Consider the following 25,733-nt stretch of genomic DNA (forward strand, 5'->3'; position numbering starts at 1 on the left):
GGATTAGCTCAGCTGGGAGAGCATCTGCCTTACAAGCAGAGGGTCGGCGGTTCGAGCCCGTCATCCTCCACCATATGCCGGTGTAGCTCAACTGGTAGAGCAACTGACTTGTAATCAGTAGGTTGGGGGTTCAAGTCCTCTTGCCGGCACTGTTTTTCTTTTATCAATTCCATATGTGGAGGGGTAGCGAAGTGGCTAAACGCGGCGGACTGTAAATCCGCTCCCTCCGGGTTCGGCGGTTCGAATCCGCCCCCCTCCACCATTTTTGGGCTATAGCCAAGCGGTAAGGCAACGGACTTTGACTCCGTCATGCGTTGGTTCGAATCCAGCTAGCCCAGTTAAGACACCTTTTTTAAAAAGGTGTCTTTTTTTATTTTGACGATTGGAATGTATAACTATTCAAAATATTGTTGAGTTGAGTCAGAAGGCACCGAGAAAGTAAAATATAAGCATGAACGGAAAGGGGATGTACATATGGGAGATCAAAAGAAGGTCACGATTGTCGGGGTACCGATGGATCTCGGTCAAATGAGAAGGGGCGTCGATATGGGGCCGAGTGCCATTCGCTGTGCTGGTGTAAAAGAAAAATTGGAATCGCTTTCATTTGATGTTGAAGATCTAGGGGATATTCCTGTTGAGCAAAGAGATGATGAGAAAGGTCTCTATACAAGTGAAAAACTGAAAAACTTAACGGAGAATGCTGGCGCAAACCAGCTTCTTGCTGAAAAGGTTAGCAGTATTGTGCAGTCAGGTTCGTTTCCGCTGATTTTAGGCGGGGATCATAGCATTGCCATTGGTACATTAGCCGGTGTAGCCAAGCATTATAAAAGTTTGGGTGTCATTTGGTATGATGCGCACGGTGATTTAAATACAGAGGAAACTTCTCCTTCTGGAAATATTCATGGGATGCCGCTTGCTGTCAGTCTCGGCTTTGGGCATGCTGATCTAATCAATATTGGCGGTTATACACCTAAAGTAAAACCTGAGAATGTGATCTTGATTGGTGCTCGTTCTTTAGATGAAGGAGAGCGGGCATTGATTAGAGAAAAAGGCATTAAAGTGTATACGATGCATGAAATCGATCGATTAGGGATGACGAGAGTAATGGAGGAAGCCATTGCGTATTTAAAAGAAAGAACAGATGGTGTTCATTTGTCGCTTGATTTAGACGGTCTTGATCCAGCGGAGTGCCCTGGCGTGGGAACGCCGGTTGCTGGCGGCATCAGTTATAGAGAGAGTCATCTTGCAATGGAGCTTTTAGAGGAAGCAGGGATTTTGACTTCTGCTGAGTTTGTTGAGGTGAATCCGGTATTAGATGAGAAAAATAAAACAGCAGAAGCGGCAGTTGCATTAATTGGTTCTTTAATGGGTGAAAAGCTATTATAGAGCGGGACTTGTTCCCGTTCTTTTTTTAATTTTGGGGAAATTTAAGGATATGTTAAGGTTTTTACCGGCTGATAAGCGTAACATGCTGTCAAAAATTTGTTACACTATTTTTTAGAGGAGAATGAAACCTTTTGGAACGAGGTTCGTATACATAAAGACCGGTGAAGGCAGAGGTTGAATATACTATGGAAACAATGATTAAAAAGAGAATTAAGCAAGTGAAAAAAGGCGACCAGAACGCATTTGCAGACATCGTAGACCTGTATAAAGACAAAATTTATCAGCTGTGCTATCGTATGCTTGGGAATGCACATGAAGCAGAAGATATTGCGCAGGAGGCGTTTATTCGTGCCTATGTGAATATTGAGAGCTTTGATGTGAATCGTAAGTTTTCCACGTGGCTGTATCGCATTGCAACCAACCTGACCATCGACCGTATTCGTAAAAAAAAGCCGGATTATTATTTAGATGCAGAGGTGGCAGGGACAGAAGGACTGAATATGTATTCTCAAATTGCGGCTGACGGCATTTTGCCAGAGGACGAGGTGGTGTCGCTTGAATTATCGAGCACCATTCAGCAAAAAATTTTAAGATTACCCGATAAATATCGCTCGGTCATCGTATTAAAGTATATTGATGAACTCTCGTTAAAAGAAATTAGTGAGATTCTGAATATACCAGTTGGTACGGTGAAAACGAGAATACACAGGGGTAGAGAGGCTCTCCGGAAACAGTTGAGAGACCTTTGAGTGAGGTGATTTTGATGAGCTGTCAGGAAAAAATCGTCCTGCTTATGCATCAGTATTTAGACGGGGACATAGAGCCCGAAGATGAAAAAGAATTAAAGAGCCATCTGCAATCGTGTGAGGAATGCCGTACTCATTTTCAACAAATTGAGAAATCCATCGCGCTCGTGCAGAGTACATCTCATATAGAAGCACCATCTGATTTCACTGCAAAGGTGATGGCAGGTCTTCCAAAGGAGAAAAAGCGTGTGTCGATTCAAAGATGGATCAAAGCTCATCCGCTAATGGTCGCCGCTGCCCTCTTTGTCATATTGATGGGAGGCAGTCTGTTTACTAGCTGGAATACGGATCATAATTTCAGTGTGTCAAAGCAGCCGAATCTCGTGGTTGAAAATGATACAGTGACGGTACCTAAAGGGGAAACCGTCAAAGGTGATGTCACTGTGAAAAATGGCAAGCTGATTGTAGAAGGCAAGGTTGATGGAAACGTAACAGTCGTCAATGGAGAACAGCTGACTGCTTCTGCCGGACAAGTCACTGGTCAAATCAATGAAATTAATGAAGTGTTTGATTGGGTTTGGTACAAAATGAAGTCTACAGCACAAGACGTGATGCGGGTCATTGGGCCAGAGGAGCAAAAGTAAATCAAACAGTTTGAGAGCAGTCTCTAAGGGACTGCTCTTTTTCTATTGATGGACCGACTTGAATGCCAGCCAAATATGGCAACTATTTTCCTTGCTGAAACAAAATGTGGTATAATAGCCACGCTATGTACTTACACATAGGCTCTTTTTTTATAAAAAATGAATCGAACGAAGAATAACTGAAAATTCTGGAGGACGAGGAAATGGCTTTAGGGGATATTCCTTTTTTGCAGTACCTCGGTAATGCTGTTGATATTCTCGTTGTTTGGTATGTGATATATAAATTAATGATGGTCATCCGCGGAACAAAAGCGGTTCAGCTTTTAAAGGGAATTGTCGTCATTGTTCTCGTCAGGATGGGGAGTGCGTATCTCGGTCTTAACACACTTCAATGGCTGATGGATCAAGCGATTACGTGGGGGTTCCTTGCGATCATTATTATTTTTCAGCCAGAGCTAAGGAGAGCGCTTGAACAGCTTGGGCGCGGCCGTTTCTTCTCTAGAAGCGGAACACCTGTAGAGGAACAGCAGCAGAAAACGATCGAGGCAATTACAAAAGCAATTAACTATATGGCAAAACGAAGAATAGGCGCGCTGTTAACGATTGAGCGCGATACTGGGATGAATGATTACATAGAGACCGGAATTCCTTTAAATGCAAAGGTGAGTTCTGAGCTGCTGATTAATATCTTCATTCCGAATACACCGCTTCATGACGGCGCTGTGATTATGAAGCGTGATGAGATTGCAGCTGCAGCGTGTTATTTACCGCTGTCTGAAAGTCCTTTTATCTCTAAGGAGCTCGGTACACGTCACCGCGCGGCAGTTGGTATTAGTGAAGTAACGGACAGTTTAACCGTCATCGTCTCCGAGGAGACAGGCGGCATTAGTGTCGCAAGAAATGGTGATCTCCATCGAGAATTGACAGAAGAAGCGCTTGAAGAAATGCTGATTGCTGAGTTTAGTAAGAACAGCAAAGATGCTTCCTCGACCAAATGGTATTGGAGGGGCAAGAAAAATGGATAAGATTTTGAATAATCGCTGGGCCGTTAAGTTTCTTGCATTGGTCTTCGCTTTATTGCTGTATGGTGCAGTCAATTCAGCGCAAGCGCCCACGCCGAAAAAAATCGGTGAATCCTTTTTCCCAACATCGACAACAGACGAAGCAACCTTAACGGACATTCCTGTTAAAGCATATTATGACGACGAAAAGTATGTAGTCACTGGTGTGCCGCAGACAGTCAATGTCACGATTAAAGGATCAACTAGTGCTGTGAAAACAGCAAGACAAACGAAAAATTTTGAAATTTACGCAGATATGCAAAACCTTACGACAGGTACACACAAAGTCGAATTGAAGGCAAGAGATGTATCGAAAGGAATCACATTAACGATTAATCCGTCTGTGACGACTGTGACGATACAAGAAAAAACGACAGCTGAATTCCCTGTTGAAACTGAATTCTATAATCAAAATAAAATCAAAGACGGCTATTCACCAGAGCAGCCTATTGTGAATCCGAAAAATGTCACGGTTACTGGCTCAAAAGACGTGATCGACAAAATTTCTGTCATTAAAGCATTTGTGAACTTAGAGGATGTCGATCAGCAAATTGAGAAAGAAGCGAAACTCACTGTGTATGATAGCAGTGGGAATGAGCTGCCAGTCGAAGTGAGTCCGTCTGTGGTAGATATTACGGTCCCGATTACGAGTCCAAGCAAGAAAGTTCCGTTTAAGATTGAGCGGACGGGCAGCTTGCCAGATGGGATCAGTATCTCAAGCATCGAGACAAGCCCAAGTGAGGTTACAGTCTATGGTTCTCAAAAGGTGCTGGATGCACTTGATTTTATTGACGGCGTTAAGCTCGACCTAAGCAAGATTAAAGATGATACAGAGATTGATGCCGACATTCCACTGCCAGATGGTGTGAAAAAGGTATCACCTGAAACTGTTAAAATCAAAGTGAAGGTTGCAACAGCTGAAGAAAAAAAGATCGATAATGTCCCAATTTCTGTCGTGGGTCTGAGCAAGGATCTTAGCTCTGAATTTGTGAGTCCGTCTTCTGGGCGTCTCACACTAACAGCAAAAGGTTCAAAGAGTGCAATTGATAAACTAAAGGCTTCAGATATTGAAGCCTATATCAATGTCGGGGACTTAAACGAAGGAACACATGAGGTCAAAGTACAAGTGAATGGCCCTCAAAATGTGACGTGGACATTATCTAGATCGAAGGTCAAAGTGAAACTGACTTCTACTGATACAGAAGATCAGCCGGCTTCTACGAATGATCGGAAAGATCAATCATCCGATGATGATCAGGAAGAGAAGAGTCAAAAGGAATCAACACAAGATAAAGCAAAAAAAGAATCGAGTCAAAGACAGCGGGTCAAAGAAGATAATAAAGAGGACGCAGCGTCCTCTTGAATGGTAAAAAAGGAGCGATTGAAACATGGGCAAGTACTTTGGAACTGATGGTGTAAGGGGTGTGGCTAATAGCGAATTAACGCCAGAGCTCGCATTTAAAATTGGGAGATTTGGCGGCTATGTGCTCACGAAGGATAAAGAACGTCCAAAGGTACTCGTTGGACGAGACACGCGTGTATCTGGTCATATGTTAGAAGGAGCACTCGTAGCAGGCTTACTTTCAATTGGGGCTGAAGTCATGCGTTTAGGTGTGATCTCAACACCTGGTGTGTCTTATTTAACGAAGGCAATGGATGCAGAAGCAGGTGTCATGATTTCAGCTTCGCATAACCCAGTTCAAGACAACGGAATTAAATTTTTCGGCGGTGACGGCTTTAAACTGTCAGATGAACAGGAGAATGAAATCGAGCAGCTGATGGATCAGCCGGTCGATCAATTGCCACGCCCAGTTGGAGCGGACCTTGGAACAGTAAATGACTACTTTGAAGGCGGTCAGAAATACTTGCAATTCTTGAAACAGACAGCAGACGAGGATTTCACAGGTATTCACGTAGCGCTTGACTGTGCACATGGTGCAACCTCTTCTCTTGCAACACATTTATTTGCGGATTTAGATGCGGATGTGTCAACAATGGGAACATCACCAAACGGATTGAATATCAACGATGGCGTAGGTTCTACTCATCCAGAGGCACTTTCTGCTTTTGTGAAAGAAAAAGGAGCGGATATTGGTCTTGCGTTTGATGGTGATGGCGACCGCTTAATTGCAGTCGATGAAAAAGGTGATATTGTAGACGGCGATCAAATTATGTACATATGTGCACGTTATCTAAAGGGTGAAGGCCGATTGAAGGATGACACGGTCGTGTCAACGGTCATGAGTAACCTTGGTTTCTATAAAGCGCTTGAGAAGCAAGGCATTAAGAGCATTCAAACCGCTGTTGGTGACCGCTATGTGGTCGAAGCGATGAAAAAGGATGGCTATAATGTCGGAGGCGAGCAGTCAGGCCACTTGATTTTCCTTGATTATAATACGACAGGTGACGGCATGCTTTCAGCAATCATGCTGGTGAATACACTAAAAGCAACAGGAAAAACATTATCAGAGCTTGCAGCTGAAATGGAGAAATTCCCGCAACTTCTAGTGAATGTGAAGGTATCTGATAAGTATAAAGTGGAAGAAAATGAAAAAGTAAAAGCTGTGATCCAAGAGGTTGAAAAAGAGATGAACGGTGACGGACGCATCCTTGTGCGTCCATCAGGAACAGAGCCGCTTGTACGTGTCATGGCAGAGGCGAAAACAAAAGAGCTATGTGATGAATACGTGGCTCGTATTACGGCTGTTGTCAAAGAAGAAATGGGTATTGAGTAATTGATGTAAAGCAAATCGCAAAGCAGCGGTTTGCTTTTTTTTTCGAATAAACGTCATAAGAGGAAAGTTCTATACGAATGATATAAGCGAGGGCAATTTGCTGCTTGCTTTCATACATAAGAGAGCACATCAAAGGTAGAACGTGACAAGCCTCATCGCATATAGTGTAGGGAGGTCTCACTTTCTCACATGAAAGGGATCACCCGCTAAATTGTGATTGACGGAGGTCAGACCTTATAGTACAATCATCCTTGTGTTACTGGATTTTTATTCTAGCAGGAAAGGCAGGGTAGATGTTCAGCCACTCTTATAATTATAGCGCCCGAACTAAGCGATCGAACGAGACAGATGCTTAGTTGACGAGGATGGAGGTTATCGAATTTTTCGGCGGATGCCTCCCGGCTGATCAAATATAGAGATCACAGCCGTAAGTGTTTCTTTAAAGCAAAGAGGTGACTCTTTGTACAAAGGGAATACACATGATCTCCCAAAATAAACATGTAGAGAGGGACGAAGAAATGTCCCTTCTATTTTAGTAGGCTTTCTTTGTCCCTTTCACATGATCGGGAGGAAGAATATTTATGTGTGGAATCGTAGGTTATATTGGTCAGAATGATGCGAAGGAAATCTTATTAAAAGGTTTAGAGAAGCTTGAGTACCGTGGGTATGACTCAGCAGGTATCGCTGTGGCAAACGAAGATGGCGTGCATGTGTTTAAAGAAAAAGGACGTATCGCTGAGCTTCGTGAAGTCGTTGATGCAAACGTGGCATCTTCAGCAGGAATTGGACATACACGCTGGGCAACACACGGTGTACCAAGCCATCTAAATGCGCATCCGCATCAAAGTGCTTCTGGCCGTTTTACGCTTGTTCATAACGGTGTCATCGAGAACTATGTACAATTGACACGTGAATATTTACAAGACGTCACACTAAAAAGCGACACAGATACAGAGGTTGTTGTTCAAGTCATCGAACAATTTGTGAACAGAGGTCTTGATACAGAGGAAGCTTTCCGTCAAACGCTTCTTCAACTAAAAGGCTCTTACGCAATTGCCCTTTTCGATAACGAAAACAAAGAAACAATCTATGTGGCGAAAAACAAAAGCCCATTATTGGTTGGTTTCGGAGAAGATTTCAACGTTGTGGCTTCTGACGCAATGGCGATGCTTCAAGTAACAAACGAATATGCGGAATTAATGGATAAAGAAATGGTCATTGTTACTAAAGACGAGGTTATTATTAAAAACCTTGACGGTGATATCATGACACGTCCTTCTTATATCGCTGAGCTAGATGCAAGCGACATTGAGAAAGGCACATATCCTCACTACATGTTAAAAGAAACGGATGAACAGCCGCTTGTTATGCGCAAAATCATCCAAGAATATCAAGACGAAAACGGCAAGTTGTCAGTCGCTGGCGATATCGCAAGCGCAGTAGCAGAAGCAGACCGCATTTACATCGTGGCTTGTGGAACGAGCTACCATGCTGGACTTGTTGGTAAACAATACATTGAAGACTGGGCGAAAGTACCTGTAGAAGTCCATGTAGCAAGTGAATTCTCTTACAACATGCCACTTCTATCGAAAAAGCCGTTGTTCATCTTCCTTTCTCAATCTGGGGAAACTGCGGACAGCCGTGCTGTACTTGTTCAAGTCAAAGAGCTTGGTCATAAAGCATTAACGATCACAAACGTACCAGGATCTACGCTTTCTCGTGAAGCGGACTTCACATTGCTTCTTCATGCAGGACCAGAAATCGCAGTGGCTTCAACAAAAGCCTACACAGCACAAATCGCTGTTCTTGCGATCCTTGCATCTGTTGCAGCTGAATTAAATGGTCAATCACTTGACTTTGATCTTGTGAAAGAGCTTGGGATTGTAGCAAACGCAATGGAAGCCCTTGTCGATCAAAAGGATGAAATGGAACAAATCGCTCGTGATTTCTTCACAGTGACACGTAACGCATTCTTTATCGGAAGAGGACTTGACTACTATGTGTGCCTTGAAGGTTCACTAAAATTAAAAGAGATCTCTTACATCCAAGCAGAAGGATTTGCTGGTGGAGAACTCAAACACGGCACGATTGCTTTAATTGAAGAAGGCACACCGGTCATTGCCCTTGCCACGCAAGAGCACGTGAACCTCAGCATTCGCGGTAACGTCAAAGAAGTCGTTGCACGTGGTGCAAACCCATGTGTCATCTCACTAAAAGGCCTAGAAGACGAAGGCGATCGTTTCGTCCTTCCAGCTGTACACCCAGCACTTGCACCACTTGCATCTGTTGTTCCATTACAGCTAATCGCTTACTACGCAGCCCTTCACCGCGGGTGTGATGTGGATAAACCACGTAACCTTGCGAAGAGTGTGACGGTGGAGTAGGAATTAAATCAGACTTTGGTTGCAGCTTTGAGTTAAAGTTAGAACAGTTGTAAAAAAGTTACACCGTTTTATTTTACCCCTTTGGATTTTTTTAATCTAAAGGGGTGTTTTTATGTCAAAAAGAACTAGAACATCTAAAATCGAAAAAGGGATTAAAGACAGCAATTATTTAAAGGAAACTTCGCCAAGCAAGACGTGAATCGAGTGAAGGTGCAATTATTTGGGAGCGTAGGGAGCAAGGTAGTGGAGAGAGGAAGTTCTTTTTAGAAACACTATGGTAGTTACAATGTTTAAAGATACGCTCAGAGCTCACAAAAGACGTCAAGAGGGTATTTTGTTATGAAAAAAAGATAACCATCTGTAGCGGTAAATTTCTTTAACTGGCTCAAGAAAGGGAGATTATTACACCCAAAGTGTTATGAGAAACAGCAAAAAAAGATATGGAAATTATCGAGCGTAATAATGACTTTGCAGCGATGTATGAATACGACGACATTATGATTAATTTAGATGAGTTGATGATGAATCATAAGAGAAATACGCAGTATGAAGGAGGAGTTAAGGATGCGATGAAAAAGCGGCAGAATAAGTTAGAGTAAAGAAACAGGATATGATTGAAAGTTTGTATGTAGAGGTTATAGAACCGTGGATTATTGGTGATATTCCATCAAATAATTAATCTATGATTATCAAAAATGTATTTGAAGAAAATCAAGTAGAGGTATAATACAATAATTTCAAAAGGTTAGTAACCGAGAAGTTGTTGGTATTTAATGGGTAATTGGAGTAGAATAAGAAAAAGTAAATCCTCTCAGCAAGTATTGCCATGATCAGAGTTAGCGAAGAAGGCTACAAAAAATAAACAACATGTTCACATGCTTTTAAAAGAAAAAGTACATTAAGAATTCGATGTTGGAATTTTATTTCTAAGTCTAAGGAGGCATAAGAATGCATTTATATTGCGAAAAAATTTTATTTAATAAAAAAACTAATTCATACGAAATTATACTAGATTTTAGTTTAATTAAGGATTTAGAAGTGGTTTCTGATATGTTTAAATTAACATATGAGGATTCTAATCAAACGTTATTAGTACTTTCAAATTTAAAATTTGAAAGTTATAAAGGATTTAAATCTGGGTATTGGTATGACTTGCCTGAAGAATTCTTTAGGGTATTTGAGTTAGTAAATGAACATACTGAAAACTCTAGAGTAATAGCAGAATTAGAACACAGGGACAGTGCTTTTTTAGATGTGCAGCGATATAGGACTAAAGAAAATTTGTATATTAATACAACAGAAGAACGTATAGTCGAGTTTAAAGATTCTAAATTTTATAGTGATCTAAGAGAAGTAACAGATGAAATAGGTAATTTAGAATTAATTGTACGAAATGTAGGATGTGGAAATTGGAATGAGATAAAGTCGGAGGATTTCTGGTTAATTTATGATTTGGGAGGAGATGTGAAATTTACTGATAAGGAAATGCAATCAATATTATCTAGAATATCTTTTAAACAGAATTTTATTGGAGTAATTAGCCATTGGGATTTAGATCATTATAGAGCAATTCTAGACATGGATAGTTCACAGCTAAGTTTAATGAAAAATATAACTGTCCCTTCTAAAATGCCCAACACTATTCAATTACGAAAAACAATATCAAGATTGAGAAGTTTAAAAATTCCTATAAATATTCTTTTGCCAGCATTTAAAAGAGGGCGTTCGATAGATTTAATTTCTCAAGGTAAGTTGGGCCAATTTGAATTGTTTCGTTCATGTGATGGAAGTAATATTAATCAAAGCGGTATTTTACTTGTAGTAGAAGGTGTTAGAAAAGTAGCTGTTTTAACAGGTGATCATCATTATCCTCAAATTTACAACAGTGTTTTTTCTACATTTAGACCAAAGCCATATGAATTAGTTGTACCTCATCATGGAGGGCACGCTGGGAAATTTAAAATAGCTGATTGGAGTACGATTAACTTTTCTTCAGGAGCTTTATCTACAAAAGGTAATAGTTATAGAAATTTACCCCAAAACGCTATACATAATTTTTTCGTAATGCATACAGCCTTTCATTGTACAGATTGTGCGGCAAGAGATTATGTAACGTGCCTATAAATTTAGATGAAATGAAAAAAGGATTATTTAAATAATTATTCAGTCTAATCTAATAGATGTAAAAAATTAATAAAAATACAGGATGATAAGATGCTATCTTTGAAGGAGAGTTTGAAACAACGATTGAAATAATGAGTAAGAAGCTAAATAAATAATACTTATTACGTCGTTCACTCGCTAGGTTTTTACATCGTTAGAACGTTTAAGTGGAATAAGTATTCTATTAGATGAATTATATCAACCTGCTAAAGTTAATATATTTGAGCCCAATGGTATATGAAATGTATTTTAATTTATTAGACTATAGTTAAAAAATAATCAATCTTTTTATAAAAATTTAACACTATTAAAATTAAACCCACTTACATTTTGCTTAATTATTATTTAAAACGCGTGGGTTTTTTCTATAAATCGTGTTTTTAATTCCATTTATATATAATTGTATAAAAGTGTATTTTGTGTCAAAAGAACCATTATGATACAAAATTGGTAGTGTAGTGATCTTTTATTAACAGGTTATAATAATTCGTATAATATTTGAAGCTTGTTTTCTTTTCAAAATATAGATAGTTTTTAAAGGGGGAGATGTCATTTTTGTTCGATACTTAAAAAAAGAAAAATGGGGAATTGTTTTTTTCTTGATCGTTTATATTGCCTTGTTTATTAGCTCCTATTTGTTGATTGGCGGTCCTGCGACGATTGAAGGGCCAATTTGTGTATTCCTTGGATTTTGTCTTGTTCAATTTCTTATATATAGGACTTTCAAAAAAATGTAGGTAATAAAAAGGGAATAGGTATACTAAGAGAGCGGCGCCTAGAGAAGTCAATACAGCTTGAATATTTAAAAAAGAAATAGAAGCAGATGCATGACAAAACCTAAAATCTACACAATGAGTTTCGCAAAAGTCTATCCTCTCTACATCGCAAAGGCAGAGAGAAAGGGACGAACGAAAGCTGAAGTCGATACGATTATTTGTTGGTTAACGGGGTACAGTCCCGCAGAGTTACAGGAGCAGTTGGATAAGCAGATAGACATTGAAGCCTTTTTTGATGAGGCTCCTGAGCTTCATCCTTCCCGCAGTTTAATCAAAGGAGTCATCTGTGGTGTTAGAGTAGAGGACATTGAGGAAGAAACGATGAAAAACATTCGGTATCTAGATAAGCTGATTGATGAGTTAGCTAAGGGAAAGAAAATGGAAAAGATTTTGCGAGATTCGTCATGAACATCACAAGCAAGCCCAGTGAATAACCTTCACTGGATTTTTTTATATTTATAGACCATTCGATTGATAAAAATAAAATCCATTTGAACGAATTCTCTCTTCATGTCGTCAAAAGAAGTAATACCAAAACAAATTGGTTTTTGAAAAAGGAGTGGCGTGGATGGATATGAAGATGATTTTACCTCTTATTTTGCTGCAAGCGATTTTAATGGTGATTGGTTTGTTTGATTTGCTGAAAAGAGATCCATCGAGGATTAGGGGAGAAGTGAAGTGGGTTTGGGCTTTGGTGATTGTGTTTGTGGCGAGTGCCGGTCCTATTGCGTATTTCATTTTTGGTCGTAAACAATCTTAGTAGGGGGGATTCGCTTGAATATGTTGGAGTGTCACGGCCTGACGAAATCGTATGGACGGCATGAAGTGTTAAAAGATGTTTCGTTTTCTGTTGGGGAGGTTGGATGTGTTGGCTTTTTAGGAGCCAATGGAGCGGGGAAGACAACGACGATCCGGATTTTGACGGGGCTTGCTCGTCCTACGTCTGGCGTTGTGAAGGTGGCAGGTTTTGATGTCGAAAAGGACATGGATCAAATCAGTCAGGTGATTGGGTACTGTCCACAGCATCCTGCATTTTATCAGGATATGACGGGGCAGGAATGGATGCATTGGGTTGGCGGGTTATTTCATTTAGAGAAAAACACCATTCGTTCCAAAACAGAGGAACTGTTGAAGCTTTGCCGAGTGTATGAGGCGAAGGATCGTGCCATTGGCAGCTACAGCGGAGGGATGAAGCAGAGGCTTGCTATTGCGCAGGCGCTGATCAATAGCCCACAGGTTCTGATCCTAGATGAACCTGTGTCGGCACTTGATCCTATGGGGAGAAAAGACGTCCTGACTTTGATTGAGCGTCTAAAGCATGAGATGCTGATCTTTATGTCGACCCATATTTTAGATGACATTGAAAGAGTGGCGGATCATATTATCATGATCAACAGCGGCGAAATTGAGATGTCCTCTTCGATGGAACAGATCAAAGAAGACTATATCCAGCCGGTGATTGAGTTTCAATTAGAACAACAGAATCCGAGACTAGTGGCTTTGTTAAAAGAACGGGATTGGGTGGAGGATTGCATGGAGACAGGAGGCACTTATCAGGTACGAGTGAAAGATCAACAAATGGCATTGAGAGAGCTGCCGGGTCTCATCACTGAAGCTGGCGGTGTTCTTCTCCAATATCGACTATCTAAGCTAACGCTTGAAGATATTTTCATGAAGGTTGTGACGGCATGATGATGTTGAAAAAGGAATTTAGGGAGTTATTCACTAGTTATAAAATCTTATTTGTGCCGATCATTTTCACGATTTTAATGATTACGCAGCCTATTACGCTCAAAATGCTGCCGGATCTTTTATCGAAATCGGCTAATTTACCTGAAGGGTCTACATTTTATATACCAGAGCCTAGTGCTGGAGAAGCTTTAGCCAGTGCTTTGAGTAAATTTGATTCGCTCGGCGTGTTTATCCTGATTATGATCGTGATGGGGACGATTGCTGGAGAGCGTGCCTCTGGTGTGACGGCGATGATTATGGTGAAACCGATCAGTCGAATGAGTTATTATGCCTCAAAAATATGTGCCTATGCCTGTTTAACTTTGTTTAGTTTGATAGTGTCGGTGCTTGCTTCCGTATATTATGTGGACATTCAATTTGGGCATGTGCCTTGGGGCGATGTGTTAAAAGGAACGTTTTTGTACTATCCAAACCTACTGCTCATTGTGGTGTCGACCATTTGTGCATCGGCATTCTTTAAGCGCTCAGTGACTGCGGGCGGCGTTTCCCTTTTGATCAACCTCATCCTGTTTACCGTTCCTTCGTTTTATGAGAATACATTAGGGAAGTTTGCACCTAAAGGCGTCACAAGTGCGGCTGAGGAGATGATTCATAGAGGGACTTATTCGGATCAGGCACTCACAAGCTTTCTAGGTGTATCGGTATTGATTGGTTTCTTTTTTCTCATCGGATGGTTTCTTTTTAGAAAACAAGAATTATAGCATGATGTACCCTTTGGATATGAAAATCTAAAGGGTTTTTTATGTATTTAGTAAGTAAAAAATAAGACATAAATACATATTATCATGATTTAAATGTTGAAATAATATATACTTAGTATATAATTACTCCGTAAAGGGATGGGAGGAGTTTGCAGATGATTCAGATCAAGCATGTGAAGAAGGAATTTTTTCAAGGCCAGGAGCGGACTGAGGTGCTGAGGGGCGTTGATTTGACGGTAGAAGAAGGGGAGTTTGTAGCGGTGATGGGACCGAGTGGTTCTGGAAAAAGTACATTACTTCAGCTGTTAGGCGGGCTTGATCTGCCTACTGATGGAGAGATTTTGATAGATGAGCATCAGTTGAGTGAGATGAATGAGAAAGAGAGAACGATTTTTCGCAGAAAACAGATTGGGTTTGTGTTTCAAAATTATCAGCTGCTGCCTACATTAACTGTCGAAGAAAATGTGGCGTTTCCGCTGCATGCAGATGGACGTTTAACAAAGGAGAATCAACAGACGGTTGTAGAGCTGTTAGAGGCTGTCGGCTTGAATGGGCTTGGGCGGAAACGGGCTAGTTTGCTGAGCGGCGGGCAGCAGCAGCGTGTAGCGATTGCAAGAGCTTTAGTCAATCAGCCGTCAGTGCTGTTAGCAGATGAGCCGACGGGGAACTTGGACCGGCATAGAGCCGAGGATATTTTGGCGTTAATGTGCAAGTTCAATCGAGAAAGCAAGCAGACGATTATTATGGTGACGCATGATATTTTCGCAGCGGGGTTTGCGGATCGAATCATCCTTTTTAAAGACGGTGTTATTGATCAAGTGATTTCTAGAAAGGATGATGATTATGCTCAGTATGTGGCGAATTTCATGGCGTAACATGATACAGCATAAAAAGCGGTTCGCCATTTCTGTCTTAGGCATCATGGTGGGAATTGCTTTTGTCACGTCGATGCTCATTGCCGATCGAACGACAAATGATGTGTTTCATTACTATGAGCAAATGTATGTCGCTGATGCAGATTATTGGGTGTTGAGTGATGATCATACGTATGATGAGGAACAGATATCCTCCATTTTAAAGCATCCTGATGTGACAGGATCATTATTAGCGCTGGATAAACAGACGTTTTTTGAGGTAGAAGGTGATCACTCTCTTAACCAACGGGCGGTGCGCATTACCGGGGTGCAAGATCAAACGAGCTCTTTACTGAAGCTGCCTGTGATTGAAGGGCGTTTGGATAATCAGGGGTTGGTCATTCCAGATGTTGTGGCGAAGCTGCTGAATAAAAAAGTGGGAGATACCATTCGTTTTTCTGATTTGGGCGAAGCGAAGGTATCTGCCATTGTGGAATATACACAGCTGCTTTCAAGTCCAAGTGACTGGGAGGGTGCAGAATCATCGAGCTTTCGTGTGATGGCGCCGCTTGATTTATTGAGAGACTGGACGGGAATGGATGATCAGCTTTCTTATATGAGATTTCAGACAAATGAAGGCGGGGAACAGCTCTTTCACTCTTTACAGAAAGAGTTCAAGGATGCCGATGTTTTTGTCCAGCCTGTGGTGGCGGATGACCGGCAAAGTAATGACATTGGCGGGTTGTACACGTTCTTTTACCTCATCGCAGGGCTGTCGATGTTTATGAGCGGTTTTATCGTGTTTAATATGATTTATACGAGTGTGATGGAACGGAAAAAGGAATTTGCGATTATGAAGAGCTTTGGTTATACGCAGGGCTCTGTTTCTAAGCTGATGTTGATTGAGGTTTTGATCTTGGCTTGTATTGGAACCGTCATTGGGGTACCGATTGGCGTTTGGCTTGGGGATGTGTTCATGCAAACACTGCTTGGTGTGTTTGCTTTTGATATGGTGTATTCGTTAGATTGGCAAGTGCCTGTTGTAATAGCAGTGATCGTTGGTATTGTGTTCCCTGTGCTGTTTTCGTTATTTCCGATCTATCATGCAGGGAAAACGTCTGTGCTGCTGACTTTAAAATCCACCACCCAAACTTCTGCACCGAAGAAACAATCGGTCATTAGAGCGGCGATAGGGATAGGCTTGCTTTCATTTGTATGGGTGGATCATCCGGCTGCTTATCTTGCCATTTTAGCCAGCATGGTTCTGTTATTCCCATTTTTCCTGCTCTTTTTGAACCGGTTGTTGGCGCCTCTTTTGAAGTTTGTCTTTGGTTACCCGGGCCATCTATCCTCGCAGCATGTCACGCAGCAACTGAATCGAAATGCCAATACGGCGGCGATTCTAGCTGTTGGGATTGCTGTGATCTTGCTTTTAAGTGCGGTCATTGAATCGGCTCCAGACGGCTACGAAAGAGAGATTCGTCAAACGTACGGCGGTGATCTCAGGGTTACTTCTGAAGCGCCATGGACGAAAGCGGATCAAGAAAAGCTGTCATCCTATGAGGCTGTTGAACGGGTGGAACCGATGATGGAAGCGGCTCCTTTGACATGGGAAACGGCCCATGGAGAGAAAAGACAATTTTCTCTGATCGGCGTAGAGGAAAAGGGACCGTCTTTTATAGAAGGTGACAATAAAGGCGATTTGTATCAACATTTAGCAGAAAAGCCCTCTATCGTGTTAGGAGAGCGTGCGTTTGATGAATGGGGTGGGCGTATTGGAGAGAGTGTGTATCTCAATGCACCTTCTGGCCGGCAGCAGTTACAAGTCATTGATGTGGTCAAGACTTCTCATCATTCGGGTTATGTGGCATTTGTCGATCAGACATTTTTACAAGAGGATTTAGGGTGGACGCAGCCCCTTGATATCCTGCTTACGTTAAAAGACAAAGGGGCCGGTGAGTCTTTACGAGATCAGTTATGGAAAGACTTTGGGCAGCGGCTTTCAAAGGTGAAAACAGTAGAGGATGATATTGAATCAACGACATCGGCTTTCACTGGTATGAACGAGTTAATTTCTATGATGCTCATTTTCATTATGGGGCTCGCGAGCATTGGAACAGCCAATACACTGCTGATGAATACGCTTGAACGTACATCTGAGATTGGTACCATGCGGGCGCTTGGGCTGACAAAGCAGCAGGTGAGAAAAATGATCGTCGGAGAAGGTGTGCTCATTGGGTTATCAGGTGTGATTGGCGGCATTTTATTTGGTGTGATTCTTCTATATGTCTCAAGTCAATCTGATTGGCTCGGTGGATTTGTTTCATTTCAGCTGCCATTTGTGCATCTACTGCTGGCAGTGATCGCCGGAATTGCACTCAGTTTAGCGGCTTCGTGGATTTCTAGTGCGACAGCGAGTAAAATAGAGATGATATCATCTCTCAAAGAAGGTTAAATCATATGTCAGTGAAATACGGAATTTTAACATCGCTCTGTCAGCAGCAACATCATGGATATGAATTAAAGCTAGAGCTGGAGTCATTGCTCGGAATAAAAGGAAAAATCAACCCGGGTCAAATATACACGACGCTTGATCGGTTAATTCGTGATCAATTGGTGACAGCAGTGGGAATAGATGACCAAGATCGAAAGCTGTACGACGTGACGGAAGAAGGCAGACAAGAGCTGGAATCATGGCTGTTGGCGCCTGTTCCGTATCATGCTGCAAAGGATGATTTTCACTTTAAATGGGGCTGTGCACGGAAAATCAGATTTCATCAAGAAAAAGAAATGCTTCAGCAGCAGAAAGCCGTCATCATGAAAGATGTGATGGAACTCACGAAGCTAAAAACGGAATGTCTTGTGCAAGGTGATGAGAGTCGGTACTTATTGATTTCTGGCACGCTGCTTCATTTAGAGGCGGATTTGAATTGGATTCATCAAATTGAGCATCGGAGCGGGTCATCATTTTAGAGAGGTCTTTCTTTTGAAGAAAGGTCTTTTTTTTGGCTTCGTTCGGAGCATATGCAGATAGGATGGGAAGAAAGTTTGGTATGATAGGTGGAAATTGATTGTATTTTCAGAAAAGGGGTTTGATCAATGAAAACATCACGTAATCCTGAGACCATTCACGCACCAGTTGCACCGTACATCCATCAAATAGAGACAACAGGGCCGCAGCGGTGGTTAACCTTATCAGGGCAAGTGGGGATGGAAGTCGATGGGACCATCCCAGCGAGCCCGATGGAACAGCTCGAGCTAGCGTTAGAGAATGTAAAACGCAATGTAGAAGCGGCAGATATGAAAGTAGAAGATATAACGAAGCTTGTGTTTTATTTGGTAGGTGAGTTTGATGCTGAGAGTAGAAAACGAATCATGGGTCAGTTTTTAGGAGACCACCTGCCTTGTATGACGATGATTTATGTGGTGGCTTTGGCTTCACCTGCTTTAAAGGTCGAGGTGGATGCATGGGCTTGTCGGGATATGGATTCGGTTTGAATTGGTTTATTTAATAGATAAAAGGTTGGGATCATTGATGCCCAATCTTTTTTGTTTTGTTATCTTTTAGTATTTTAAATGATTATAATTCTCTTACCCTTTTATACCTCATATGGTAATATTATGGTAAATAATGAGTGGGTCTAATTACATTTACATTCCACCGTAAAAACACCATAGATCAGCATACATCACTCTAATAAAAGGGAGAGATTTGATGCCAGTTATGGAGGTTCAGAATGTAAGCAAACGATATAGCAATGGTGATGGGATAGAGGGCCTTTCATTTTCCATTGAAGCAGGGGAGGTTGTGGCGCTGCTTGGGCCTAATGGTGCGGGGAAGACGACAACCATTCGATGTTTAACAGGTCTCTATCAACCTGATCAAGGGGAAATACTCATAGAGGGATTTCCTCCTGGTCATTCCCATGTCCAAAAACAAGTAGCTCTTATTCCAGATCAGCCATATTTGTACCCAGATTTAACGGTTGCTGAACATGTTCAATTCCGTGCGAGGGGCTATCATAAAGGTTTAAAACAGATCAAAGAGAAGGTATTTGAGGCGTTGAAAGAAGTACATATCGAAATGAAGATGAACGAATTGTGCGGAAGGCTTTCAAGGGGTCAAAAACAGCGTGTCGTCTTAGCAGGGGCCATTGTGCAAGATGCCTCCCTTTTTATTTTAGATGAGCCGACTGTTGGGTTAGACATCCCTTCGAAACAATGGTTGTCAGATTGGCTGATACAGAAGAGCCTTCAAGGAGGTTCGATTCTTGTGTCCACTCATAGCCTAGAGTTTGTTCTTGATACGGCTAGCAGGGTGATATTGATTCGAGATGGTGCCATCATGAAAAGTATCGCTGTTCCTAAGCGGCAGGAAGAACAAATGAAGTGGCGGGCAGAAGTCATTCAACTCTTAGGGGAGTGGTCTAGTGAATAACACGCTTTCCCTTTTATGGATGAAATCCCAAAGGCGCTTGATCAGTAAAAATCAAGAAAAGAAAATGCCCTTCCTGATCTTGCTACTTATGATGGCTGCCATCGGTTTTCAGCTGAGCGCAGTCTCAAGTATGGGCGATTGGAATGCAAGTACAGCTGGATGGATCATTGTCGTTTTATTTGTTCTTTATACTGGCTTTGGCTTGTTTTCGAATAGGCTGCCTAGTCAGATGAACGATATCATGTGGTTGTATGGAAGTGGTGCTTCCTTATGGACAGTTGTGATAAGTGTATGGGTATATCACATTTTTTGGCGATGTGCTTTTCTCATTGTTTCTGCTGTGATGGCTGATATCCTCCTTCTTTGTTTGAAGCAGCAGTACTTTTTTCTACTTGGTAAATCACTCCTGTTAACAGCGCTGTTATGTATGATCGAAACATGGATGATTGCGGTATCTTGTGCAAGAAATATTCAAGTATATAAGCGAGTGCTCTTCATTGGTTTTATACTGATGTTTGGTTGTCTTTCATTGCTCACTTTGAATCAATTGATATTGAAACAGTCGTCTATGATGGAGATATCTGCTTCTTTGATGTATCAAGTCGGACGCATGATAGAGGAGTTTTCATTCATTTCTGTATTGATATTACTTGGAGTGATGATTTTATCTTTCATGATGATGTACAGGTCGAGTCATCGTATAGAGATGATGGAGTCGTTAGTCAAAGAGGCGGCATTTTGGGAGGAATTTGAGGGGAAACAGGTTCATGCAAATCCAATAAGTCCAAAGAAAAGCAAGACGTGGTGGGGGCTTTCATCATTAACGGGCATCTGGGCTTTCCTTTGGCTAGAAATATTGATGATCAAAAAGTATGCTACCTTCCACCTGTTATCTACCATGCTGTTGATCGGTACTTACTATGTCGTCAGTTCTTATTTTTCAGATTGGTTGACTCTATTCTTTCTGGTCATTGGTGCATCTGTCCTGCTCAGTTCATATTACGCTGGGATTGTAAGACACGGGCAAACGGGAGTACTGTATCTTTTTCCGGGTGCTTTATATCAAAAGATTCTTCTATTGGAAGTGTTTCAAACCTTTTGGTTGTATGGTGTCTACTTGATTTCTCTTATCTTGTTAGAGATTCATGATGTATTGTATTGGGCCATTTATGGTGTAGGGGTTTATATTTGGTTTTTGACCATACGGCTCTTTGCCTTTACGCAGCCTTTGAGACGAGAAGCGAGTCTTTCTTTGGGCATCTATTATCGATCATTGCTCATCGGATCTGTCATAAGTGCTGCGGTCATCATTGGGATTCATCTGTTCACTAATGGCTGGTTTACAACGATGACATGTGTATTTGCTGGATGTGTATGTTATGTGATGTGTTATCGATGCCGTGGGACTCATTAAAAAGAGGAGTTGATTGTCATGAAACCAGAAGATAAGCTATCCCAATCGGTTCAACGTTTAGTCAATACCAATGAAGTAACGATCGTTCAAGCAATGGGGGAGTTAAGGAAATCAGGAAAAGAGGCAGTGCCAGTGCTTGTTGAAGCCTTAAAAGTAGAGGGTTCTTTGCGGAATATTGCAGCAGCGGTACTTGGTGAATTTGGAGCAGATGCAGGGGACGCAGCAGAAGCTCTTGCCAAACTGTTAGAAAGTGAAGAAGAGGAGACAAGAATGGCGGCTGCGATCTCACTCATGAGAATTGGTCAGCCTAGTTTGCCATTTCTTCTGCCTTTGGCAAAGCGTTACGAGGGTCCTACTTGTTTTTGGGCGTCGTGGTGTATCTCTTGGATTGACCCATCAAAAATCGAAAAAAATATGTACGAGTGCCTAAAACAGGAACAAGAGAATCCATCAGGAAATGTGGCCCCTTTTGCCGCAGAAGAGGCACTAGGAAAAATCATCGCTTTTCAATTAAAAGAAAAGGGGGATGAGTAGTGGAAACGCAAATACTTAAATGGCCTGAGCACCTTCCTTGGATTCATTCTTCACAGCAGCGATGTTTACCTGAAGGGCATACTCAGCTTCTTTATTTTTGGTCAGTTAACTGTCCGCATTGTGAAGAATTAACCGACCACATTCTACATAGTGTGGATCAGTTGAGTATCCATTTAACCTGTGTCCATGTTCCATATACGGAAGAAGAAAAATCGATAGAGGTTGTTTCGAAATATGCGGAGGAAAAGAATCTCATTGCTCCCATTGTGTTGGATCAAGATTATGAGATTGTCACAAAATATAAAATTCAAGGATTGCCAAGTTTTTGCCTCATAGATAAAGAGGGACAATTAATTGATCGGAAAATGGGAGATACCGGCTGGGAAAAGATATTAAAAAAACTAGAAAGACGATCATAATTAGAGTTATGGAGGGGAGCGTTTTGTTTCAATCAAACCAAGAATTGAAAAAAACGGTGGTCTTTTATGCAGGTGTGGGAGCTGTTTTGCTGATTCTCATGCTGTTGACATGGCTACCGATTTCTGCAGACTGGGAGTTGCCGTTGATTTTGTTTGGATTGGGGATTTTGTTTTATGTGAAGCGTGCGCTTTTTAAAGAAGAAAAAGATCATAAGGCATGAGTTTTCTACAGAGGTGATTTAGAAAGGTACAGTTGATGAAAGGGAAGTAATAAAAGGTTGGATGTTGCATCCAACCTTTTATTACTTCCTGTATTGAGTTTAAAAACAAGGGAATGCTTTTATATTCTCAGAGCAGTGTTTGAATCAAATTTTAAAAATCCAATGTCCTCCATGTATTTGAAATAGCGTTTGATTAAATGATCATCCATAGGGGGATAGGTCATTCCGTGTGCTTGGAGAACCGTTTGAGTATTTGTTGAGTCAAAGTGTGCCATGTTTTCGTATAGTTCCCAGACTGTTTTGTTTCGTTCTACCTTTTCAGTGAGCATTGGAAGAAATGGCGTAAGAGCGTTGTCTGCGTGTTGACCGCTTACCTTCATGAGTGCTTCTATCCAATCGTCATATGTTTTCTTTTCTAATGGATAGCCTATTTCTTCTGTGATTTTTTGAAAATATTCACTTAATTCCATGCTTTCTTCTTGAGGTGGAACGAGGTGATAGGCTTTGCCGAAGTTGGCTGGATCCTTGCATATGGTTGTAATGGCTTTCGAAACAAAGTCGACGGGTACGAATTCTTTTCGTTGATTCGGTAGCTCACCGTAAGCCTTTAATTGGATGCATCCTTTGATTAGTCTCGCCATGTAATCCTCTGTATTATGAACGCCTGTTTGACTGTCGCCCATGATGAAGCCGGGGCGAAGGACTGTGATCGGCACGCCACGTTTTTTTGCTTCCCACATGATTTTTTCTGCCACCCATTTACTTTGAGAGTACCCAATGTCCTTTTCTACAATAGGAAGATAAGCATCGATGGATGTATCTTCAAAAAGAACGGTCGTGCCATCTAGATACCCGGCAGGTCCGAATATGGCAATGGTCGATAAGAAATGAACAGGCTTTACCTGTTCTGTGCAGGCGAGTTTGATGATATTTTCTGTGCCGGTGACATTTGTATCCTTGTGCATGTGATAGGGCTGAACGTAATTGACTTTTGCTCCATTATGATAGATGGCATCAATGGTTTGGGCGAGTTGTTGAAATTCCTCTGTTGAGAGCCCTAGTTGAGGCTTGTCCAAGTAACCTACAATCGGTTTTAGTTGTTTCAGATAATGTTCGTCCCATAGGTGATATTTCTCCATATTTACTTGTATTCTCTGTCTTGCGTGCTCTTTGTCTCTTGCTCTGATGACACAATAGATTTGGATGGAGGGATTCATTCGAACAAGCTCTTTAATGAGATAAGCGCCTAGAAAGCCGGTTGCTCCTGTTAATAACACGGCATTCTGCTTAAAGGATTTAGAATCGAATAGGTGCTTTGGCTGAATCTTTTCATCTAAAAATCCCTCTGATGTGAGCTGTTGTTTCGGCTCAGGTGTTTGATTTTGTAGCATACGATGAACTTGTTGAATCGTAGGATGTTCATAAAGGGTGCTGGCAGGTAGTTCAACGTGTAATGTTTCCTGCATACGCATTAAGGTTTTGGCGGCAAGGATGGAGTTTCCTCCTAAGTCGAAGAAGTGATCGTTTGTGCCAATGGGCTCTACCTTTAATAGGTCTGTCCATATTTCACAGAGTGCTTCTTCGGTTTGATTAGTTGGTGCGACATATTCAGTTTGCAGTTTGGGTCTGTCGAAATGATATCTTGGTAGTGCTTTTCGATCGACTTTTCCATTTGTGGTCGTAGGGAAGTTTGTCAATAGAACATAATGTGCAGGGCGCATGAAATCAGGGAATGTTTTCTTTGCATAAGTTTGAATGTTATATAGATCCCATGTCTTTTTGTTGGATGGAATGATGTATGCAATGATGCGTTTATCCCCAGGTATAACTTCTGTGGCTGTCACCAAACAGGATTTAACACTTGGGTGCTGGATCAACACATGCTCAATCTCGCTAAGCTCAATACGAAAGCCTCTAATTTTGACTTGGTCATCCTTTCTACCAATATATTCAATCAGCCCATCAGGTTGTTGTCGAACAAGATCCCCTGTTTTGTAATAGGTTCTTCCATCCCGTTCGATGAAACGTTCCTTTGTTAGGTTTTCTCTTCGCCAGTAGCCTAATGCTAGTCCATCTCCTGAAGTGATGAGTTCCCCTATTTGTCCTTGAGAGACAGATTCACCTTGTTCATTTGTGATGTCAATGATGGTTCCTGCTACAGGTCTGCCAATTGGTATACTGACGAGATCATCCCAGGTGTCTGGCAGTTGAAAGGTTGTTGTGAAGATTGTATTTTCTGTCGGGCCATAGCCATTAATGATGGTCGTATGTGGGAGCTCCTTTAATGCTTGATGAACGACTTGAGGAGACATGACATCTCCGCCAGAGACGATGTATTTAACTGTTTTGATATCGTTCAGGTGTGACTCCATCATCAAGTTGAACAATCCAGTAGTTAAAAAAAGAATGGATACATCATAATTTTTAATGGTTTGACTGACGAGTTCAGGAGTCAGTTTTCCAGAAGGCGGAATAGCAAGTGTCGCTCCATTTAATAAAGCGGACCATATTTCAAATGTAGAGGAATCAAAAGAGATGGTAGATAATAATGCTAACGTATCAGAAGAATTAACGGGCAGAAAGGAAGGATTATGCGTTAGGTGCATGATACATCTATGTGTAATGACAACACCTTTTGGTTTTCCTGTTGTGCCAGAGGTATACATGATATAAGCGGCATCAGAAGGTTTGACATCAAAAGACGGGTTTGACGTTGATTGTGTAAGGATGAGATGTTTTTCTTTATCTAAGTAGATAGTAGGAATAGGCAAGGAGGTTATGCTTTGAGTGACATGTGATGTTGTGAGTAAAAACGATAGTTCGGCATCTTCAACCATAAATTGAATACGTTCACTAGGGTAATTTATATCTATAGGCACATAAACGGCTCCTATTTTGGTGATAGCGAGAATAGAGACAATCAATTGTGGTGATCTTTCTAAGGCTAGGCCAATATGAGAAGCGTTCGTTACGCCCATTTTGATAAGGTAATTGGCGAACTGGTTACTTTGTTTCTCAAGTTCAGCATATGTGATGTTCTGATGGTTGCACGCTAAAGCTGGATGATGCGGCGTGTGAGTGGCGTGGTGTCTCATGATATCACATAAATTTTGATCATTCATGATGATATTCCCCCTCTAGAATTTGATAGATTAGGAATGTTATTCCTAAATCCACCCAAAGTGTATATGAAGAAATATTCATTGTCAATGAAGGTCATATTAACAATAAAATGTAAAATTTATGTAATAATTTAATTAATATGCAGATATATTGTGCTATTTAGAGATAAAATGTAAGGGACCCTCGGCTTTTTCCTTGAATGAGCGTTTTGATGATCAAGAGGAGATGAAAATAGGGGGAAATTGAATCATAAGATAGGCTGGATTCACTGATAGGATGAAAGATCACTTTTTTATTAGAAATATATATAATATTTCGAAAAATATTTGGTAAAATATACAGGTATATCTTAAATTTGTTATATATTGTTTAAGGAGCTGTC

The 25,733-nt window shown here is 41.2% G+C and carries 23 protein-coding genes and 3 tRNA genes; 25 read left to right on the forward strand and 1 reads right to left on the reverse strand.

From position 1 onward, the window contains the following. Window positions 1-76: 76 nt before the first annotated feature. The 25 genes from ACTJJD_RS12875 to ACTJJD_RS12995 all read left to right on the forward strand — a co-directional run bounded on the left by ACTJJD_RS12875 (window position 77) and on the right by ACTJJD_RS12995 (window position 22,228). A tRNA-Thr gene (locus ACTJJD_RS12875) sits at window positions 77-149 on the forward strand. 28 nt (window positions 150-177) lie between these two features. Then, window positions 178-262 (forward strand) — tRNA-Tyr (locus ACTJJD_RS12880). Between the two features lie 4 nt (window positions 263-266). Continuing rightward, a tRNA-Gln gene (locus ACTJJD_RS12885) sits at window positions 267-338 on the forward strand. A 136-nt stretch (window positions 339-474) separates the two neighbouring features. Next, entirely contained in the window at window positions 475-1,386 is a 912-nt protein-coding gene (gene rocF, locus ACTJJD_RS12890) for an arginase (RefSeq protein ID WP_072367588.1), read from the forward strand. 185 nt (window positions 1,387-1,571) lie between these two features. After that, window positions 1,572-2,135 (forward strand): RNA polymerase sigma factor SigW, encoded by a 564-nt coding sequence (gene sigW / locus ACTJJD_RS12895; protein ID WP_007498553.1) that lies wholly within the window; start codon window positions 1,572-1,574, stop codon window positions 2,133-2,135. Window positions 2,136-2,149: 14 nt separating this feature from the next. Continuing rightward, a complete protein-coding gene (gene rsiW, locus ACTJJD_RS12900) occupies window positions 2,150-2,776 on the forward strand; it encodes an anti-sigma-W factor RsiW (RefSeq protein ID WP_008344028.1) in 627 nt (208 codons plus the stop codon). A gap of 203 nt (window positions 2,777-2,979) precedes the next feature. After that, window positions 2,980-3,801 carry a diadenylate cyclase CdaA gene (gene cdaA, locus ACTJJD_RS12905; RefSeq protein ID WP_008344027.1) on the forward strand — a complete coding sequence of 274 codons (822 nt, stop codon included), beginning with the start codon at window positions 2,980-2,982 and terminating at the stop codon, window positions 3,799-3,801. Next, window positions 3,794-5,200 carry a CdaR family protein gene (locus ACTJJD_RS12910; protein WP_125590822.1) on the forward strand — a complete coding sequence of 469 codons (1,407 nt, stop codon included), beginning with the start codon at window positions 3,794-3,796 and terminating at the stop codon, window positions 5,198-5,200. Before cdaA ends, ACTJJD_RS12910 begins: the two co-directional genes overlap by 8 nt. 25 nt (window positions 5,201-5,225) lie before the next feature. Next, window positions 5,226-6,572, forward strand: a complete 1,347-nt coding sequence (gene glmM, locus ACTJJD_RS12915; protein ID WP_008360584.1) for a phosphoglucosamine mutase — start codon at window positions 5,226-5,228, stop codon at window positions 6,570-6,572. A 581-nt stretch (window positions 6,573-7,153) separates the two neighbouring features. After that, window positions 7,154-8,956 (forward strand): glutamine--fructose-6-phosphate transaminase (isomerizing), encoded by a 1,803-nt coding sequence (glmS, locus tag ACTJJD_RS12920; protein WP_007498541.1) that lies wholly within the window; start codon window positions 7,154-7,156, stop codon window positions 8,954-8,956. Window positions 8,957-9,396: 440 nt separating this feature from the next. Continuing rightward, a complete protein-coding gene (locus tag ACTJJD_RS12925) occupies window positions 9,397-9,555 on the forward strand; it encodes a hypothetical protein (RefSeq protein WP_440147948.1) in 159 nt (52 codons plus the stop codon). Window positions 9,556-9,904: 349 nt separating this feature from the next. Beyond that, window positions 9,905-11,080 carry an aldolase gene (locus ACTJJD_RS12930; RefSeq protein WP_440600256.1) on the forward strand — a complete coding sequence of 392 codons (1,176 nt, stop codon included), beginning with the start codon at window positions 9,905-9,907 and terminating at the stop codon, window positions 11,078-11,080. Between the two features lie 866 nt (window positions 11,081-11,946). After that, complete coding sequence (locus tag ACTJJD_RS12935; protein ID WP_335350637.1) at window positions 11,947-12,303, forward strand: DUF2200 domain-containing protein; 357 nt, start codon at window positions 11,947-11,949, stop codon at window positions 12,301-12,303. Window positions 12,304-12,463: 160 nt separating this feature from the next. Further along, complete coding sequence (locus ACTJJD_RS12940; protein WP_003217265.1) at window positions 12,464-12,655, forward strand: PLD nuclease N-terminal domain-containing protein; 192 nt, start codon at window positions 12,464-12,466, stop codon at window positions 12,653-12,655. Between the two features lie 14 nt (window positions 12,656-12,669). Further along, entirely contained in the window at window positions 12,670-13,587 is a 918-nt protein-coding gene (locus ACTJJD_RS12945) for an ATP-binding cassette domain-containing protein (protein ID WP_440608502.1), read from the forward strand. Then, the gene (locus tag ACTJJD_RS12950; RefSeq protein ID WP_440608503.1) at window positions 13,584-14,348 is read left to right on the forward strand and encodes an ABC transporter permease; all 765 of its coding nucleotides are present in this window, start codon (window positions 13,584-13,586) and stop codon (window positions 14,346-14,348) included. Before ACTJJD_RS12945 ends, ACTJJD_RS12950 begins: the two co-directional genes overlap by 4 nt. Before the next feature lie 155 nt (window positions 14,349-14,503). After that, on the forward strand, window positions 14,504-15,223 hold the full coding sequence (locus ACTJJD_RS12955) for an ABC transporter ATP-binding protein (RefSeq protein ID WP_047946097.1): 720 nt from the start codon (window positions 14,504-14,506) through the stop codon (window positions 15,221-15,223). Continuing rightward, complete coding sequence (locus ACTJJD_RS12960; protein ID WP_440608504.1) at window positions 15,192-17,657, forward strand: FtsX-like permease family protein; 2,466 nt, start codon at window positions 15,192-15,194, stop codon at window positions 17,655-17,657. The genes ACTJJD_RS12955 and ACTJJD_RS12960 overlap by 32 nt, the downstream gene beginning before the upstream one ends. A gap of 5 nt (window positions 17,658-17,662) precedes the next feature. Continuing rightward, a complete protein-coding gene (locus ACTJJD_RS12965) occupies window positions 17,663-18,175 on the forward strand; it encodes a PadR family transcriptional regulator (RefSeq protein ID WP_007498534.1) in 513 nt (170 codons plus the stop codon). Between the two features lie 126 nt (window positions 18,176-18,301). Continuing rightward, a complete protein-coding gene (locus ACTJJD_RS12970) occupies window positions 18,302-18,700 on the forward strand; it encodes a RidA family protein (RefSeq protein ID WP_039169392.1) in 399 nt (132 codons plus the stop codon). A gap of 217 nt (window positions 18,701-18,917) precedes the next feature. Then, window positions 18,918-19,640, forward strand: a complete 723-nt coding sequence (locus ACTJJD_RS12975) for an ABC transporter ATP-binding protein (protein WP_440608505.1) — start codon at window positions 18,918-18,920, stop codon at window positions 19,638-19,640. Continuing rightward, on the forward strand, window positions 19,633-21,054 hold the full coding sequence (gene skfF / locus ACTJJD_RS12980) for a sporulation killing factor system integral membrane protein (RefSeq protein WP_440608506.1): 1,422 nt from the start codon (window positions 19,633-19,635) through the stop codon (window positions 21,052-21,054). The genes ACTJJD_RS12975 and skfF overlap by 8 nt, the downstream gene beginning before the upstream one ends. 18 nt (window positions 21,055-21,072) lie before the next feature. Continuing rightward, the gene (locus ACTJJD_RS12985) at window positions 21,073-21,588 is read left to right on the forward strand and encodes a HEAT repeat domain-containing protein (protein WP_440608507.1); all 516 of its coding nucleotides are present in this window, start codon (window positions 21,073-21,075) and stop codon (window positions 21,586-21,588) included. Next, window positions 21,588-22,007: a TlpA family protein disulfide reductase gene (locus ACTJJD_RS12990; protein ID WP_217816258.1), complete on the forward strand. Its 420-nt coding sequence runs from the start codon at window positions 21,588-21,590 to the stop codon at window positions 22,005-22,007. Before ACTJJD_RS12985 ends, ACTJJD_RS12990 begins: the two co-directional genes overlap by 1 nt. Window positions 22,008-22,030: 23 nt before the next feature. After that, complete coding sequence (locus ACTJJD_RS12995) at window positions 22,031-22,228, forward strand: hypothetical protein (RefSeq protein ID WP_072367578.1); 198 nt, start codon at window positions 22,031-22,033, stop codon at window positions 22,226-22,228. 119 nt (window positions 22,229-22,347) lie between these two features. On the opposite strand, the gene ACTJJD_RS13000 is transcribed toward ACTJJD_RS12995, so the two are convergent. Continuing rightward, window positions 22,348-25,350, reverse strand: coding sequence for a non-ribosomal peptide synthetase family protein (locus tag ACTJJD_RS13000; RefSeq protein WP_440608508.1), 3,003 nt, complete (start codon window positions 25,348-25,350; stop codon window positions 22,348-22,350). Window positions 25,351-25,733 lie beyond the last annotated feature (383 nt).

The sequence above is a fragment of the Bacillus sp. 22446 genome (assembly GCF_052044955.1).
Lineage (GTDB): Bacteria > Bacillota > Bacilli > Bacillales > Bacillaceae > Bacillus > Bacillus altitudinis.

Bases quoted from the DNA above. Each gene is read 5' to 3' on its own strand.
- ACTJJD_RS12960 (WP_440608504.1), top strand. From the start codon at position 15,192: ATGCTCAGTATGTGGCGAATTTCATGGCGTAACATGATACAGCATAAA.
- ACTJJD_RS12910 (WP_125590822.1), top strand. From the start codon at position 3,794: ATGGATAAGATTTTGAATAATCGCTGGGCCGTTAAGTTTCTTGCATTG.
- ACTJJD_RS12950 (WP_440608503.1), top strand. From the start codon at position 13,584: ATGATGATGTTGAAAAAGGAATTTAGGGAGTTATTCACTAGTTATAAA.
- ACTJJD_RS12965 (WP_007498534.1), top strand. From the start codon at position 17,663: ATGTCAGTGAAATACGGAATTTTAACATCGCTCTGTCAGCAGCAACAT.
- ACTJJD_RS12930 (WP_440600256.1), top strand. From the start codon at position 9,905: ATGCATTTATATTGCGAAAAAATTTTATTTAATAAAAAAACTAATTCA.
- ACTJJD_RS12940 (WP_003217265.1), top strand. From the start codon at position 12,464: ATGGATATGAAGATGATTTTACCTCTTATTTTGCTGCAAGCGATTTTA.
- rocF (WP_072367588.1), top strand. From the start codon at position 475: ATGGGAGATCAAAAGAAGGTCACGATTGTCGGGGTACCGATGGATCTC.
- ACTJJD_RS12970 (WP_039169392.1), top strand. From the start codon at position 18,302: ATGAAAACATCACGTAATCCTGAGACCATTCACGCACCAGTTGCACCG.
- ACTJJD_RS12985 (WP_440608507.1), top strand. From the start codon at position 21,073: ATGAAACCAGAAGATAAGCTATCCCAATCGGTTCAACGTTTAGTCAAT.
- glmS (WP_007498541.1), top strand. From the start codon at position 7,154: ATGTGTGGAATCGTAGGTTATATTGGTCAGAATGATGCGAAGGAAATC.
- cdaA (WP_008344027.1), top strand. From the start codon at position 2,980: ATGGCTTTAGGGGATATTCCTTTTTTGCAGTACCTCGGTAATGCTGTT.
- ACTJJD_RS13000 (WP_440608508.1), bottom strand. From the start codon at position 25,350: ATGAATGATCAAAATTTATGTGATATCATGAGACACCACGCCACTCAC.
- rsiW (WP_008344028.1), top strand. From the start codon at position 2,150: ATGAGCTGTCAGGAAAAAATCGTCCTGCTTATGCATCAGTATTTAGAC.
- sigW (WP_007498553.1), top strand. From the start codon at position 1,572: ATGGAAACAATGATTAAAAAGAGAATTAAGCAAGTGAAAAAAGGCGAC.
- glmM (WP_008360584.1), top strand. From the start codon at position 5,226: ATGGGCAAGTACTTTGGAACTGATGGTGTAAGGGGTGTGGCTAATAGC.
- ACTJJD_RS12925 (WP_440147948.1), top strand. From the start codon at position 9,397: ATGGAAATTATCGAGCGTAATAATGACTTTGCAGCGATGTATGAATAC.
- ACTJJD_RS12955 (WP_047946097.1), top strand. From the start codon at position 14,504: ATGATTCAGATCAAGCATGTGAAGAAGGAATTTTTTCAAGGCCAGGAG.
- ACTJJD_RS12975 (WP_440608505.1), top strand. From the start codon at position 18,918: ATGCCAGTTATGGAGGTTCAGAATGTAAGCAAACGATATAGCAATGGT.
- ACTJJD_RS12935 (WP_335350637.1), top strand. From the start codon at position 11,947: ATGACAAAACCTAAAATCTACACAATGAGTTTCGCAAAAGTCTATCCT.